Source organism: Gilliamella sp. X-60, from assembly GCF_057063585.1.
The window spans coordinates 75433-91598 of the sequence record NZ_JBXSQJ010000007.1; the positions used below are offsets into that span (position 1 = coordinate 75433).

At 33.8% G+C, this 16166-nt stretch carries 13 protein-coding genes; 3 read left to right on the plus strand and 10 right to left on the minus strand.

Annotated features, from left to right (window positions below; all coding sequences use genetic code 11):
- The gene (gene apaH, locus ACYIAM_RS05415; protein WP_483747532.1) at window positions 1-834 is read left to right on the plus strand and encodes a bis(5'-nucleosyl)-tetraphosphatase (symmetrical) ApaH; all 834 of its coding nucleotides are present in this window, start codon (window positions 1-3) and stop codon (window positions 832-834) included.
- A gap of 14 nt (window positions 835-848) precedes the next feature.
- Window positions 849-2681, plus strand: a complete 1833-nt coding sequence (gene sppA, locus ACYIAM_RS05420; protein WP_483747533.1) for a signal peptide peptidase SppA — start codon at window positions 849-851, stop codon at window positions 2679-2681.
- A 73-nt stretch (window positions 2682-2754) separates the two neighbouring features.
- Here sppA and ACYIAM_RS05425 read toward each other — a convergent pair whose 3' ends face one another.
- From ACYIAM_RS05425 to moaC, 5 genes are all read right to left on the minus strand, one after another.
- Entirely contained in the window at window positions 2755-4599 is a 1845-nt protein-coding gene (locus ACYIAM_RS05425; protein ID WP_483747534.1) for a sulfatase-like hydrolase/transferase, read from the minus strand.
- Window positions 4600-4772: 173 nt separating this feature from the next.
- Window positions 4773-5471: a Bax inhibitor-1/YccA family protein gene (locus ACYIAM_RS05430; RefSeq protein ID WP_483747535.1), complete on the minus strand. Its 699-nt coding sequence runs from the start codon at window positions 5469-5471 to the stop codon at window positions 4773-4775.
- 59 nt (window positions 5472-5530) lie between these two features.
- On the minus strand, window positions 5531-5974 hold the full coding sequence (moaE, locus tag ACYIAM_RS05435) for a molybdopterin synthase catalytic subunit MoaE (RefSeq protein ID WP_483747536.1): 444 nt from the start codon (window positions 5972-5974) through the stop codon (window positions 5531-5533).
- Window positions 5975-5978: 4 nt separating this feature from the next.
- Complete coding sequence (moaD, locus tag ACYIAM_RS05440; protein ID WP_483747537.1) at window positions 5979-6224, minus strand: molybdopterin synthase sulfur carrier subunit; 246 nt, start codon at window positions 6222-6224, stop codon at window positions 5979-5981.
- A 10-nt stretch (window positions 6225-6234) separates the two neighbouring features.
- Window positions 6235-6720 (minus strand): cyclic pyranopterin monophosphate synthase MoaC, encoded by a 486-nt coding sequence (gene moaC, locus ACYIAM_RS05445; RefSeq protein ID WP_342354062.1) that lies wholly within the window; start codon window positions 6718-6720, stop codon window positions 6235-6237.
- 218 nt (window positions 6721-6938) lie between these two features.
- Between moaC and priA the strand changes: the two genes are divergently transcribed.
- Window positions 6939-9113, plus strand: a complete 2175-nt coding sequence (gene priA / locus ACYIAM_RS05450; RefSeq protein WP_483747538.1) for a primosomal protein N' — start codon at window positions 6939-6941, stop codon at window positions 9111-9113.
- Window positions 9114-9156: 43 nt separating this feature from the next.
- Here priA and ACYIAM_RS05455 read toward each other — a convergent pair whose 3' ends face one another.
- The 5 genes from ACYIAM_RS05455 to clpP all read right to left on the minus strand — a co-directional run bounded on the left by ACYIAM_RS05455 (window position 9157) and on the right by clpP (window position 16128).
- Entirely contained in the window at window positions 9157-9468 is a 312-nt protein-coding gene (locus ACYIAM_RS05455) for a ComEA family DNA-binding protein (protein ID WP_174796676.1), read from the minus strand.
- Between the two features lie 153 nt (window positions 9469-9621).
- Complete coding sequence (locus ACYIAM_RS05460; protein WP_483747539.1) at window positions 9622-11481, minus strand: SurA N-terminal domain-containing protein; 1860 nt, start codon at window positions 11479-11481, stop codon at window positions 9622-9624.
- Window positions 11482-11614: 133 nt separating this feature from the next.
- Window positions 11615-14050, minus strand: coding sequence for an endopeptidase La (gene lon, locus ACYIAM_RS05465; RefSeq protein WP_483747540.1), 2436 nt, complete (start codon window positions 14048-14050; stop codon window positions 11615-11617).
- Between the two features lie 190 nt (window positions 14051-14240).
- Window positions 14241-15506, minus strand: a complete 1266-nt coding sequence (gene clpX, locus ACYIAM_RS05470) for an ATP-dependent protease ATP-binding subunit ClpX (protein ID WP_446718882.1) — start codon at window positions 15504-15506, stop codon at window positions 14241-14243.
- 19 nt (window positions 15507-15525) lie between these two features.
- The gene (gene clpP / locus ACYIAM_RS05475) at window positions 15526-16128 is read right to left on the minus strand and encodes an ATP-dependent Clp endopeptidase proteolytic subunit ClpP (protein WP_174796680.1); all 603 of its coding nucleotides are present in this window, start codon (window positions 16126-16128) and stop codon (window positions 15526-15528) included.
- Window positions 16129-16166: the final 38 nt, after the last annotated feature.

Here is a 16166-nt window from a genome sequence, read left to right on the forward strand (position 1 = left end):
ATGGCAAACTTACTTATTGGCGATATTCATGGTTGTTATGATGAGTTTATGCGAGTGCTTGAAAAAGCAAAATTTTCATCATCAGACACCTTATGGCTAACAGGTGATCTCGTTGCTAGAGGCCCAAAATCATTAGAAGTCCTAAGATTTGTTAAACATAATGCCAAGCAAATTCGACTGGTATTAGGTAATCATGATCTACATTTATTATCTATCCATGCCAATATTACGCTGGCAAAAAAAAAGGATAATCTTCAAGATGTCATTCATGCAACAGATTTTGATGAATTGATGAATTGGCTCCGTAAACAACCTTTGGTGCAAATTGACGAATCTTTAAAGTTGATTATGACTCATGCTGGCATTTCCCCACAATGGGATCTGGAAACGCTAAAAAAGTGTGCTCACGATCTGAATGCTATCTTATCGAGCGATTCTTATCTCCTATTCCTTGATAAAATGTATGGTAATTTTCCTGATGAATGGTCTTCTGAATTACAAGGTTTAGATCGACTGCGTTATATTGCTAATGCGTTAACTCGTATGCGTTTTTGCTACGAGGATGGCCAACTTGATTTTTATTATAAGCAATCACTTGAGCAAGCACCCTCAAAACTCAAACCTTGGTTTTTGTTACCCAGTAAAATTCCAAGCGGATATAGCATCGCGTTTGGACATTGGGCAGCATTAAACGGAAAGGGTACGCCAGAAAACATTTATGCACTTGATACAGGATGTTGTTGGGGAGGAAAGCTAACATGCTTACGTTTTGAAGACAAAAAATACTTTAAAAAGAAAAATATCGAAGCAAAAAAATTAGATAAACTACTATGAAAGGGTCATTTATTATGTCTGCTTTATCTGTCATTAAATCAATATGGAAAATAATTAACTTTATTAGAGAAATATTTCTTAACCTAATATTTTTAATTATTATTATTTTAATCTTTAGTACTATCGCACTAATCAAAGAAGCAAAAAAACAAGAAATTGTGCCACAATATGGTTCATTGGTTTTGGACATTGAAGGTGTTATTGTCGATAACACACTTTATAGTGATGAAATCTATGCTTTACAGAATAAAATTTATGGCAAAAAAGTAAATACCTCACGTGAAAATAGCTTGTTTGAATTAACTCAGAAAATAGCTCAAGCAACGACAGACCCAAAGATTACAAGCATCATCCTTAAATTAGATCATTTCGTTGGTGCAGATATGAGCTCACTACAATATATTGGCAAATATTTAACCAAATTTAGTGAGGCAAATAAACCAATTTATACATATGGTTCAAATTTCAACCAAAGCCAATATTATTTAGCCAGCTATGCTAATAAAATCTATTTAACACCACTTGGTGCTGTTAATGTATATGGATTAGCAGCAAACAACCTATACTATAAAACCTTACTTGATAATTTAAAAATTAATACGCACGTTTTTAGAGTGGGAACCTACAAATCAGCCATAGAACCATTTATTCGGGATGATATGTCTGAAGAAGCAAAAAGCAATACAACACGTTGGTTAACACTTATGTGGAACAACTACCTTAATGATATTTCGTCACAACGAAAAAAAGCCGATACACAATTAGTTCCGACACCAGAGACTATGTTGGCAAATTTAAAAGCGACTAATGGCAATATGGCTCAATATGCTATATCTAATGGATTAGTCGATGTCATTGCATCTAATTACCAATTTGAATCTGAGCTGACTCATCAACATCAAATCAGCATTTATGACTATCAACTTAAATCAAAAAATAAAAATTTAGATGGTGATAACGAGGGCAACAAACCACTGATTGCAGTTGTATTTGTCAATGGCACTATCACCGATGGTGAAAATAGTAGTAATATCGCTGGTAGTCAAGACATTGTGGAACAGCTAAGAAACATCCGTAAAAACTTAGATAAACATAACATACAAGCAATAGTTTTACGAGTAAATAGCCCTGGGGGGAGTGTAGATGCATCAGAAGCAATTCGTAGTGAATTAGAGGCTTTACGTGGTTATCAAATTCCCATTGTTATCTCTATGGGAGGAATGGCTGCATCGGGTGGATATTGGATATCAACTGCATCTGATTACATAGTTGCAAGCCCAAATACAATTACTGGCTCTATCGGTATCTTTGGTATTATTCCAACATTTGAAAAATCTTTATCTCATATTGGTGTTTATAGCGATGGCGTAACCACATCACCATTAGCAAATAATACAGCGACTAAAGATCTACCACTCGAAATGAATCAATTAATTCAAATGAATATTGATAATGGCTATCAAACATTTATTTCTTTAGTAGCAAAAGCACGAAATATGACAACCGAGCAAGTTGACAAAATTGGTCAAGGCCAAGTTTGGTTAGGCTCAGAAGCCAGCAAAATTGGACTTGTTGATAAATTAGGTGATTTTGATGATGCCGTTGAAACTGCTGCAACATTAGCTAATTTAACTGATTATGAAATTGACTGGCAAAAACCACAAGGAAATTGGTTTAATGCATTTTATTCAGATATGATAGCTATGTTACCTAAATCAACTGCAGAGATATTTTTTGAACAACTTCCAGAAGCAAAAGAGCTTCAACAGCATGTTTCCTTATGGAATAAATTTAACGACCCTCAAAATCGCTATATTTATTGCCTAAATTGTGCCGATGTACGTTAATAACCAGATCATTATCCACCACCTCGTGTGGTAGATAATGATTCCCCCGTTTTTTTCTCACCAATTTTATAACTTAATTGTTTTTATTTTTTAAACTATTTTTTCCTGGTTGAAAAAAATAACGCATATGATTCATCGCCTCTTGAATAGATTGATAATTCGGTGTTTCATCAGTTTCACGATTATGCAAATCCATATAATGACTAATTCCTAATCGATTTACAAAATAAATATTTTCAGATGTTCTAACCGCATACGAGCTATAATTTGACATCAAAAGCCAATTACGATTAGTTATCGGATTAAATAAGTCATAACCCGTCGAGTAATCGCTTATATCATTTTTCACATATAAATAATGTTTCATTAAAGTAGGAATGACATCTTCATGACTCGTCATTTTGACACTATTATTTTTAAGGTTTTCTAACTCTCTTGCCCCAATAAGAATAAAAGGCACCTTTGTTTGTGCATCAGTATAATTACCATTATGCCCCCAAAAGCCTAGTTTATTATCATTCATCTCTTGGGCATGATCACCAGTGATAATCAAAATTGTATCATCTAACGAATTTGATTTAGCAAGTTCATCATAGACATTTTGTAATAGAGAATCATCATAATAAACACTTTGTTTATAACGATTAAAAATTGGCAAAGGATCTGTGTCATTATTCAACGTCATATAATTAAGATCACCAATAGGTTTAAATTTCACTGGAAAACTGTCGGGAAAGTCATAAGCATGGGGAGCATCATAAAATAAAAAAGAAAATGTCGGTCTAGAAGTATCTCGTCGTTTATACCATGCGAGCCAATCATCAGTGATTTGCTTATCTCGACTAGCAGCCGAACCATCATTACTACTGATTCTCAAATTTTTGATAGTGACAAATGCTGTTCGATCAAATTCCGGAGCGGTAACTTTAGCGGAAGTAAAAATACCAATATTATAGTTTTCTTTCTGTAAAGTTGTGATAAATAGTGAAGGAATACTATTACGTAAAAATGAATCCCAATATGTACCAGGAATACCATAAAACAACCCAAAAATACCAGTACGCGTCGCATTACCTGTTGAGTGATGGTTATTAAAAATCACGCCATTATTTTGCTTAACAAAATGAAATGTATTAGGAGAAATATCTTCACTAAAGGTATCATATCGCCAAGAATCTAATACAATAAACATAATATTTTTAAGTTTATTATTTTGAGGGTTAATCACTAATGGATTTTTCGGATAATCAACGCTAGCATTGCTATTATCCTTGCTATACACAACTTTTCGTTGCCCTTTTTCATCAAAAAAACTCATGATTTTTTTCGACGTAAATGGCCGATAAAGTGGAATATATTCCTTCACTACCATAATAGGCGAATAGGCATAATAAAAAGCAATCATGTGCACAACATGACTAATTAAAAATGAGCTAAAAAGAAAAACTGTTGATAACAAAACAATTCTCGATTTTTTATGCGGTAAAATCAATTTATTGTTGACTATGTAAAGAATAAAACACTCAGCGCAAAACGAAATAACAATAAGCACAAACATTAAAAAGTAAGTCAATATAGAGAAATCAACAACTTGTCCAGAAAAAACCATTGATAAAACAGACTGATTTATATGAAATCGGTATTGCTGAAAAACAATAGTATCAACATATAACCCTATTTGAAAAAAGCTGAATAATATAGCAAGAATAATATTACGAATAGGTGGTTTAAACCAAAGCAAAGGAGTGCAAACAATTAAAAGCAATAGGTAGGCGGAAAAAAAATGCCCCAAAACAGCAAATACTGAAAATGCCACCCCTACAAAATTAAATGATGCACCAGGAACAAAGAAGAATCGAATTGCTATTATTGATGAGATAAGGATATTAATTAGAACAAAGAGATATAATTTTTTCATAATATTTGCGATTAAGTAATTCAATATACATTATACGCATATTACAGCATTTTATACTTAAACGTAGTGCTTTCCTGAATTTTTTTAATAAAGTAGCACTACAAAATAAATTACTAATAGAATTTTAACAAAAAGGGCTCAACTTAGAGCCCTTTTATTTGAATTAAATAAAATTATCGACGATCTGCAAAGATTCTTAATAACATAATGAATAAGTTAATGAAATCAAGGTAAAGGGTTAGTGCACCTAAAATAACAAACCGTCTAAACATATTAGGGTCATCTTGTGATAATTGATCACCTAATGCTTTAAGTTTTTGCGTATCATAAGCAGTTAATCCTGCAAAAACAAATACACCAATATAAGTAATAGTCCACATTAACGGCTCGCTATGCATAAAGATATTAACTATTGAAGCAATAACGATACCAATTAATCCCATAAATAAGAAACGTCCAAAACCAGATAGATCTCGTTTAGTTGTATAGCCGTAAAAAGCCAAAGCAGCAAACATACCAGCTGTAATAAAAAATACGCTTGCTATTGAAGATGAAGTATAAACAATAAAGTAAATCGAGAACGTACACCCATTTAAAACTGAATAAAGCATAAATAATGTGGTCGCAACCGATCCAGACAGGCGATTAATCAAGCCCGAGATGACAAAAACTAAACCAAGTTCAGCTATAAGCAATACCCACATACCTTTATATAGTATGTTCAAAAGCTCAAGATTATTAGATGCAAACCAAGCTACCAAAGCTGTTAATAATAATCCGACTGTCATCCAACCATAAACATGGCTCATATATGTTTGAATGCGACTACCTGTTTGTTCAATAATTGAACCGTTAGGTGAATAATTGTTCATTAATTACCTCTCAATAAAAAGAATGATATAACTTTGTACTATTATAACCTAAATAACCGCTAATACCATTTTTTCAATGCCTTTATATCTGTTTTTTTTGCCTCAATCCAACTTTCTCCATAAGGCGTTCGCTCTTTCTTCCAAAAAGGAGCTTCGTTTTTTAAAATATCCATAATAAACTCTGTGGCAGCAAACGCATCTGAGCGATGTGCACTACTTACTCCCACAAAAACAATCTGTTCATTTGCATCAATTTCGCCCACTCGATGGATTATTGCAATTCGGCTTAATTGCCACCGCCCTCTAGCTTGAGCAATAATATTCGCCAATACTTTTTCAGTCATTCCGGCATAATGTTCTAAAAAGAGACTTATCGTTTGTGATTCATTACAACGGACTTTGCCCATAAAAGAGACAACAGCACCATCTTGCGGTAATTGTGAAAGCCAATCGTTTAGCTTATTAACATTGATAGGCTCTTTACTAACTTTGATAAGATCCATAACGTTACCCGCCTGTTACAGGCGGAAAGAATGCAATTTCATCGCCACCTTGAATTATATAATTAAGATCAACCAATGTTTGATTCACCGCACATAAAACAGTATTTTCCTTAAATGCTAATAACCATTTCTCGCCACGTTCACTTAACTGATCGATAAGGTGAGATACTGAAAGTTGATTAGCATCTAACATAATACAATCAGTTCCGACTAATTCTCTAATTTGAGCAAAAAAAATAACTTTATTCATCTTATCTCTATTAAACTTTTTGGGCGATAAAATCGCCTGACTTGCCACCACTCTTGGTTAATAACCTTACTTGACTAATTACCATATCCTTTTGTACTGCCTTGCACATATCATAGATAGTTAAGGCTGCAACTGATGCGGCAACCATCGCCTCCATTTCAACACCTGTTTGTCCATTTAATCGACAAAAAGATTGGATTCGAATACAATTTTTGATTCTATCTGCTTCTATGTTAATTTCAATTTTACTTAAACAAAGAGGATGACAAAGTGGAATAAGCTCCCAAGTTTTCTTGGCTGCTTGAATGCCTGCAATTCTTGCCGTTGCAAAAACATCGCCTTTATGATGTTTACCTTCAATAATCATATTCAGTGTATCAGAATTCATTAAGACCAATGACTCAGCGCTGGCTTCTCGCGTTGTTATCTGTTTATCTGAAACATCAACCATATGAGCATCACCACGCTGATTAATATGAGAAAATGATTTGTGCACCCTTAAATCCTCAATAATTTATAAATCATCAACTATATCCAAGATAGCAAATTTTACCAATAGTTACCACTTTTCGATTTTATCCTATGAAGAAATAAATACCGATAAGTAAACAAAATATTCTAATAATAATAAATTGCTTCTCATAGTTTTTGCGGGTTAAGTAAAAACTGCGTACAATATAGTTTTATATTAATTATAATATTTGTGATTTTTTAATGCTTATCGCTCATATAGCCTTACCTGTTCCACTTTACCAACTATTTGACTATCACCTAACAAAGCCTGCCCAAATCGGAATGCGGGTTAGAGTTCCTTTTGGCAAACGTGACGCAGACGCAATAGGGATTATTGTTAGTATTGATGAAAAAACTGAATTTGATATTAAAAATTTAAAAACTGTTACTACAATTATTGATACGGAGCCTGTTTTTACGCCATCTATTTGGCAGTTATTAAACTGGGCTGCTGGTTATTACCATTATCCAATTGGTGAGGTTCTATTCCATGCTATGCCTACTTTACTCAGGCAAGGACATCTGGCAGTCAAAGGTGAAACCAAACAATGGCAATTAACAAAATTGGGGAAGCAGATTGATTTGCAATCGCTATCACGAACCCCAAAACAAAAATTATTACTATCATCATTTAGAAATAATACTATTTCTGACACTAACGTAAGTAACACCATCTATCACGAATTACAGAAAAAACAACTTATAGAACAAGTCAGCTACCAGCCAGAAGATGTTCAATGGCAAACAAACTTTTCGACTAATGCGAGTTCAATTCAGTTAAATAAGGAACAGTCATATGCTATAGAAACAATCAATAAACAAAATCACCAATTTGAGGTATTTTTGCTGGAAGGTGTCACTGGCTCAGGCAAAACAGAAGTTTATTTAAATGTACTCTCTAATATTTTAGCTGCTGGTAAGCAAGCATTAGTACTCGTTCCTGAAATTGGATTAACACCACAAACAATTAAACGTTTTGAACAGCGTTTTAATGCACCAATTGATATTTTACACTCAGGATTAACCGATAAACAAAGATTCACAGTTTGGTTAAGAAGTAAAAAAGGAGAAAACGCAATTGTTGTAGGTACACGATCGTCGCTCTTTACCCCATTTAAAGATTTGGGTGTAATTATTATTGATGAAGAGCATGATAGTTCTTATAAACAACAAGAGGGGTGGCGGTATCATGCACGAGATTTAGCGATTATTCGAGCTAAATTTAACAATATTCCGGTTATTTTAGGATCTGCAACACCATCGCTTGAAACACTCAATAATGCACAAAACCATAAGTACCATTTATTACAGTTAACCGAAAGAGCCGGTAATGCAACACTGGCCAGACAGTCGATTTTGGATTTGCGAGGGTTAGTACTTGCGGCCGGTCTATCTCAACCACTAATAGAGCAAATAAAAAAACATTTAGCTAATAATAATCAAGTAATGTTATTTTTAAATCGTCGAGGATTTTCACCATTATTAATATGTCATGATTGTGGTTGGATTGCTGAATGTCCTCGTTGTGATAGGCCTTATACACTTCACCACAAACAACAAAAATTGATTTGCCACTATTGTGATACACCTAGAACAATCCCAAAACAATGTCCAAAATGTGGCTCCACTCATCTAATACCGATTGGATTTGGGACTGAACAACTGGAACAACAGCTTGAGATTCTTTTTCCAAAAATTAAAATTAGTCGTATCGATCGAGATACAGTGAGTAAAAAAAGTGCATTAGATAACTATCTACAAAGTATCGAACAAGGTGGGGCTCACATTTTAGTTGGCACACAAATTTTAGCTAAGGGACACCACTTTCCCGATGTTACTTTGGTTGGAATTGTTGATGTTGATGGTGCTTTATTTTCAAGTGATTTTCGAGCAACAGAACGGTTTGCGCAGATTTATACTCAAGTATCAGGAAGAGCCGGCCGTGAAGCAAAAGCAGGCCAAGTTATTTTACAAACGTATCATCCGGATCACCCTTTACTCAACGTTTTACTTACTGAAGGCTACCCAAAATTCGCTAAACTGACACTACAAGAACGGCAACAGACACAATTACCACCATTTAGTTACCAAGCATTAATCCGTGCCGCAGATCGCAATAATCATAATGCTCCAGCATTTTTACAGCATATTCATGATTGGCTAAAAGTTCATTGTGATCATACTTTATGGCAACTTGGACCAATGCCGGCTAATCAACCAAAGAAAGCGGGTTATCATCGTTGGCAATTACTTCTTCAACATACAAATAGGCAACAATTACAACGAATATTGGATCAATTATTAATCATAATCGCTAAATGGAGTGAAACATCAAAAGTAAGATGGAGTATTGATGTAGATCCTATTGATAATTAGGATGCTATTATTTCCACCAATATTAATTGGTGGAAATAATAAATTATAATGTGATTTTGCCAGCATTTTTGTCCAGTATTGCCTGTCCAATACCCGAAACATCTTTTAATTGCTCAACTGAAACAAAAGGTCCAAATTTTTCTCGATACTCAATAATTCTTTTTGCTTTACTCACTCCAATCCCCGTCAATACTTTTGATAGTTCTTCTGCCGTTGCAGTATTAATATTGACTTGGACAACTTGTTTTTGTTCCTGTTTAACTGGTGCAGGCGTTGCAGGAACCGAGTCGGCAAAACTTGTATTTGGAACAACAAAACTTGATAACAAAATACCTAATAGTAAAAATGCTTTCATTTGATTAACCTCTAAAAATAGTTACGCAAGTAAATTTGCTTTATCACTATCTCAATTAATCAAATAAAAAAATTTCATGAATTATAAAAATGCGAAAAGCCACCTAGGTGGCTTTTCTTTTTTTCTTTTATTGCTACTATTTTGGGAGTTAAATCACAAATTCGAATCAGGCATAATTTCTATTTTGGCTTTAGAACGTATATCTGCAGCAAGATAAGAATGTGTATTATTAATGAATAGAGGTAACAACTCAGAAGAAATATCTTTATATTCATTTGGTGTATCTACCTTAGTTAGTGCAACAATATAAGCATTTTTATCATCTAAAACTTCCGCACCATAAACAGGTTTTCCTGATGCAGAAAGATTTAAATTAAAGACCATATTAACAACTTTTTGATCGAGTTCAGTTGAATTTCGACTCAAAGTGTATTTTTTTGCAAACTTCACATTTTTAGCACTGCCAGTTTCATTTAATTGGGTCAATATATTATTAACACTCGATTTAAATTGGTTTTGAGCCATTTCGTTAAAGAGTTTTTTATGAATTTTATCTTTAACTTCATCAAATGGTGCTATACCTTCAGGGCGATAGTCCATTGTTTGCACAACAAAATCATACTGCCCATAATTTCTGTTAGCTGTGATTAAATCAGAAATTTTTTCCGTTGCTTTACCATCTACGATCATTTCTTCACTAAAAACGACATCGCTAACTTCAGGATGAGTAGTAATTGATAACTTATCATTGAAAGACATCCAATCAGTACTTCTTACTTCAAGCCCAACTTTGTTAGCAAGTTCTTCAATAGTCTTTGGAGAATCTTTCAATGCATTTTTAATTTTATTTTCTTCACTTTCTAAAGCTTGTTGTATTTTTTGTTTATTAAGTTTTGAGTCAATTTGATACTTCACAAAATCAAAAGCCATAGATTTTGCCGGTTGTACACCGTCTAATTTCACTATTGCATAACCACCATCAACGGGGATTGGTGTTGAAACTTTCCCAATTTTTTTTAACTGGGCATCTTTAAACACTTGAGGTAAAGAGTCATCATCAGCAAACCAACCCAATGAACCATTTTTGCCATATGGTGAAAGATCACTATTTTGATTAATTGTTTTAGCTATACGTTCAAAATTAGCCCCAGATGAAAGGTTTTTAGCAATATTCCTAGCTTGTTCTTTATCCGTAGTAAAAATTATACTATAAGCTTTCTTAGCAGGATATGAATAAATTTTGATATTTTTATTATACTCATTTTTAAGCTCGTCTTCAGTAACACCAATTGTTTTTCTCACTATATCTTCAGAAATCACAATATATTTTACTTTTACGCGCTCATTTTTAAAAAACTCTTTTAAATGTTCGTTGTAATATTTTTGTTCGTCTTCTAAGGTAATATTCGCCTCATCAATATCACTTACAGAAGTATCAACTGAGGTTGCATATACGCTTCTAATTTGATTTTTGAGTGAAGATATTTCAGAATCAATTGGCAAAACAAAACTACTACTTGTTAGCGCATTAATTGCTTGTTGTTGCTGTAATACAGTTCTTATAATTTCAGCATAACTATTTGGAGTAAAATTATTTTCAGCTAAAAGATTTAAATACGTCTGATTATCAAATTTACCATTTTTAAAAAAATCTTTCTGTTTTACGATAAATTTTTTAATCTGATCATTACTGATAGCCAGATTAATATTTTGTGAAAATTTATAAGCTAAATAATTATCAATCTGATAAGATAACACATTACGACGCAGCTGTTTAATAAAGGAACTATCTCCTCCAGCATTTGCTGTTACTGCTCTAGCTTGAGCTTCAAATTCAGCTCGACTTATACCATCACCATCAACTTTTGCGATATATTGCTGCTGATCGCGTGCACTATTACCACCTCCAAAGCCTAAAAATCCGACGCCAGTGAAAATAAAACATAAAATAATTATTGCAAAAATAATCTTAACAACAATATTATTTGCTGCTGTCCGGATTGTTTCCATCATTTCTTGCGATTCTCCAAATACCTAATGTGAATTTTGAAAGTATAGCATATTTAACTAAATTGGCTATTGTCTGAATGTTAAGTCTCCAAAAAAAAAGATCAACATTAAGTTGATCTTTATTAATAAAAAATAATTAGTTTAATCTGACAGAACTATCAACACTACTTTTTAATTTATTAATAGCCTTTTTAGACGTTTTTTTTAATGTTACTTTTTTATCCACTGGTTCCATACCAAATGGGTTATTTTGCAGTGCAATTGTGAGCACCTCGTCAATCCATTTGACTGGATGTATATCAACTTCAGATTTCACATTATCGGGGATTTCTTCCAAATCTTTTACATTATCTATTGGAATCAATACAGTTTTAATTCCCCCTCGGTGTGCAGCTAATAACTTCTCTTTTAGTCCACCGATAGGTAAAACTTCGCCACGTAATGTTATTTCGCCCGTCATTGCAACATCAGAACGAACAGGATTACCCGTTAATGTTGAAATTAGCGAAGTACACATTGCAATACCTGCACTTGGTCCATCTTTTGGCGTTGCTCCATCGGGTACATGCACATGGATATCGCGTTTTTCATAAAAATCACTACTAATACCCAATTTTTCTGCACGAGATCGAACAACCGTTAATGCGGTTTGAATTGACTCTTGCATAACATCACCTAATGAACCCGTGTAAGTTAATTTTCCTTTACCTAATACACTTACTGATTCAATGGTAAGCAAGTCTCCACCGACTTCAGTCCATGCAAGACCAATAACTTGACCGATACGGTTTTCATTATCCGTTTTACCATAATCAAAACGCTGTATTCCCAAGAAATCTTTTAAGTTATCTTGTGTCACAATAACTTTCTTCAATTTGCTATCTAACGCTAATTGTTTAACAACTTTACGGCAAATTTTTGCAATTTCTCTTTCTAAACTTCGAACACCTGCTTCCCGAGTATAATAACGAATAATACCGATAATAGCTGAGTCATCAATACTAATTTCTTTTGTTTTTAAACCATTATTTTCTATCTGTTTAGTAATCAAGTGCTGCTTGGCAATATTCATCTTTTCGTCTTCCGTATAACCAGAGAGACGAATAACTTCCATTCTATCCAACAATGGCGCAGGAATATTCATAGAGTTAGCGGTAGCAACAAACATCACATCAGATAAATCATAATCAACTTCTAAATAATGGTCGCTAAAGGCATTATTTTGCTCTGGATCAAGTACTTCTAATAATGCTGACGCAGGATCACCTCGCATATCCGAAGCCATCTTATCAATTTCATCTAATAAGAATAATGGGTTCTTAACGCCTACTTTTGCCATACGCTGAATTAGTTTTCCTGGCATTGAGCCAATGTAAGTGCGTCTATGCCCACGAATCTCTGCCTCATCGCGCACACCACCTAAAGCCATGCGAATATACTGGCGTCCTGTTGCTTTAGCTATCGATTGACCTAGCGAGGTTTTACCCACCCCAGGAGGTCCAACCAAACATAAAATAGGACCTTTAACTTTATTAACACGCCCCTGAACTGCCAAATATTCTAAAATTCTATCTTTTACACGTTCAAGTCCATAATGATCCTTATCTAAAACTTTTTGTGCACCTTCAATATCTTTTTTAACTTTACTACGCTTATACCAAGGAACTTGAATCATCCAATCAATATAACTTCGAACAACTGTCGCTTCAGCAGACATTGCCGGCATCATTTTTAATTTATTAAGTTCAGCTAATGCTTTGTCTGTAGCCTCTTTTGGCATTTTAGCTTTAGTAATTTTTTCTTTTAACTCTTCATATTCATCAGGTTTACTATCTATATCTCCTAACTCTTTATGAATAGCTTTAATTTGCTCATTAAGATAATACTCTTTTTGAGCCTTTTCCATTTGCTGTTTAACACGTTGTCGAATGTTTTTTTCAACTTGTAATAAATCAATTTCTGATTCCATCAATGAAATAAGCAATTCAAAACGCTTTACAAGATTAGCGGTTACCAAAATCTCTTGCTTTTGTTCGACCTTTAAAAATAGCGTAGCGGCAATAGAGTCTGCTAAACGAGACGGTTCTTTAAGTAAGCGAATAGAATCAACAACTTCCTGAGTTATTTTTTTGTTAAGCTTTGAGTATTCATCAAAATTAGATAAAGTTAAGCGAATCATAGCTTCACTTATATCATCAGCTTTTTTTACTTCGCTTAATGGCTTAACTTCTGCAATCAAAAATTCATTGCTCTCCTGCTCAACAACATTAATCATTTGAGCCCGTTCAACACCTTCAACTAGGACTTTTACTGTTCCATCAGGCAATTGAAGTAACTGTAAAATATTAGCCACAGTTCCGACTTCATATAGATCATCAATCTTTGGATCATCTTGAGAAGGATTTTTTTGAGTTACAAGAAAGACTTGCTTATCCATTTCCATTGCCCCTTCTAGGCAACGTATTGATTTACTTCGACCAACAAAGAGAGGGATTACCATATGTGGAAATACAACAACATCACGCAATGGTAAAATAGGCATAGTCATGTGTTTGGTTCGTTTTATTTTCATTTCATTCTCTCTAGTAGTACAAATCCATTAGATCAATATTGGGATCGTTTTAAGATATTCAAGTCGATCTTTCTGGATTTAAACATACACTATTTCTGGAACATTTTGACAGCATTTATGGAAATTTGACTTAAATATGAGTTTGAGGTTATCGTTCTTGCCATCATATATATGATGGCAAGTTTTTATTTCAAGCAGAAAGTTCAGCACCTTCACAATGCACTAACTTCGGCGATTGGGATCGCTCAACAGTTTCTTTTTCTACAATCACTTTTTTTATAGCAGTCATTGATGGTAAGTCGTACATAGTATCTAATAATATATTTTCCACAATCGAACGCAAACCTCGCGCACCAGTTTTTCGTTGCATTGCTTTTATAGCAATAGCATCCAACGCTTCTTTAGTAAACTCAAGTTCGACACCATCTAACTCAATTAAAGTTTGAAATTGTTTAGTCAAAGCATTTTTAGGCTCAGTTAAAATATTAATTAAGGCATTTTTATCCAGTTCAGATAATGTACCTATAACGGGTAATCTTCCTATAAATTCTGGAATTAATCCAAACTTCACTAAATCTTCAACCTCAATTTGTGCTAATAATTCTGATTCAGAAACTTTATTTTTAGTGCTTTTTACATCAGCGCCGAAACCTATTCCTGTATTAGTTGACACACGATTTTCGATAACTTTATCAAGCCCGCTAAATGCTCCGCCACAAATAAACAAGATCTTTGAAGTATCCACTTGTAAAAACTCTTGCTGAGGATGCTTACGTCCACCTTTTGGCGGAACAGAAGCAATAGTACCCTCAATAATTTTCAATAAGGCTTGTTGAACCCCTTCGCCTGATACATCTCGAGTAATAGAGGGATTATCCGATTTTCGCGAAATTTTATCTATTTCATCAACATAAATAATCCCGCGCTGAGCTTTTTCGACATCATAGTCACAGTTCTGTAATAATTTTTGGATAATATTTTCTACATCTTCACCAACATAACCAGCTTCAGTTAACGTTGTTGCATCCGCCATTGCAAAAGGTACATCTAAAAAGCGAGCTAATGTTTCCGCTAATAATGTTTTACCACTACCTGTTGGTCCTATGAGCAAAATATTACTTTTACCTAATTCAACATCACTGCGACGTGCATAATTACGTAATCGCTTGTAATGATTATACACAGCGACTGCTAAAACTTTTTTTGCACGTTCTTGACCAATCACATACTCATCAAGATGTTTTCTAATTTCATGTGGTGTTGGTAATGGTTGATTGATAAACTCTTCGTGAGAAAGGAAACTTTTTGTCTCTTCTTTTAGAATATCATTGCATAATCCTATGCATTCGTTGCAAATATAAATAGATGATGGACCAGCAATAAGTTTACGGACTTCATGCTCGCTTTTACCACAAAAAGTACAATAGAGTAATTTTTCTGAACTTTCTTTATTCACTTTTACCACCTATTTAATATTAAGATCGTTTACTATATATGGCATCAACTAAGCCATATTCAACCGCTTTATCGGCAGACATAAAATTATCACGATCGGTATCTTTTTCAATCACACTAATGTCTTGACCTGTGTGCATTGCTAAAATTGTATTTAAGCGATTTTTTACCTGTAAAATCTCTTGCGCATGTATTTGAATATCAGAAGCCTGACCTTGGAAACCACCTAATGGTTGGTGAATCATTACTCGAGCATTAGGTAAACAATAACGTTTACCTTTAGTACCCGCTGTTAGAAGTAATGATCCCATTGAACACGCCTGTCCTAAACAAATTGTACTGACATCTGGTTTTATAAATTGCATTGTGTCATAAATAGCCATGCCAGCAGTCACAACACCACCTGGTGAATTAATATATAAATAGATATCTTTATCAGGATTTTCAGCTTCTAGAAATAACATTTGAGCGATAATTAGATTTGCCATATTATCTTCAACTTGTCCAGTCAAAAATATAACTCGCTCTTTTAATAATCGTGAGTAAATATCGTAAGCTCGTTCGCCACGAGAACTTTGCTCAACAACCATTGGAATAACACCCATATATGGTTCTAAAGGCATTTTTATCTCCTAATTAAACAAAATAGCCCAAACAGACG

Coding starts and splice junctions, on each gene's coding strand:
- apaH (WP_483747532.1), top strand. CDS start 1: ATGGCAAACTTACTTATTGGCGATATTCATGGTTGTTATGATGAGTTT.
- sppA (WP_483747533.1), top strand. CDS start 849: ATGTCTGCTTTATCTGTCATTAAATCAATATGGAAAATAATTAACTTT.
- ACYIAM_RS05425 (WP_483747534.1), bottom strand. CDS start 4,599: ATGAAAAAATTATATCTCTTTGTTCTAATTAATATCCTTATCTCATCA.
- ACYIAM_RS05430 (WP_483747535.1), bottom strand. CDS start 5,471: ATGAACAATTATTCACCTAACGGTTCAATTATTGAACAAACAGGTAGT.
- moaE (WP_483747536.1), bottom strand. CDS start 5,974: ATGGATCTTATCAAAGTTAGTAAAGAGCCTATCAATGTTAATAAGCTA.
- moaD (WP_483747537.1), bottom strand. CDS start 6,224: ATGAATAAAGTTATTTTTTTTGCTCAAATTAGAGAATTAGTCGGAACT.
- priA (WP_483747538.1), top strand. CDS start 6,939: ATGCTTATCGCTCATATAGCCTTACCTGTTCCACTTTACCAACTATTT.
- ACYIAM_RS05455 (WP_174796676.1), bottom strand. CDS start 9,468: ATGAAAGCATTTTTACTATTAGGTATTTTGTTATCAAGTTTTGTTGTT.
- ACYIAM_RS05460 (WP_483747539.1), bottom strand. CDS start 11,481: ATGATGGAAACAATCCGGACAGCAGCAAATAATATTGTTGTTAAGATT.
- lon (WP_483747540.1), bottom strand. CDS start 14,050: ATGAAAATAAAACGAACCAAACACATGACTATGCCTATTTTACCATTG.
- clpP (WP_174796680.1), bottom strand. CDS start 16,128: ATGCCTTTAGAACCATATATGGGTGTTATTCCAATGGTTGTTGAGCAA.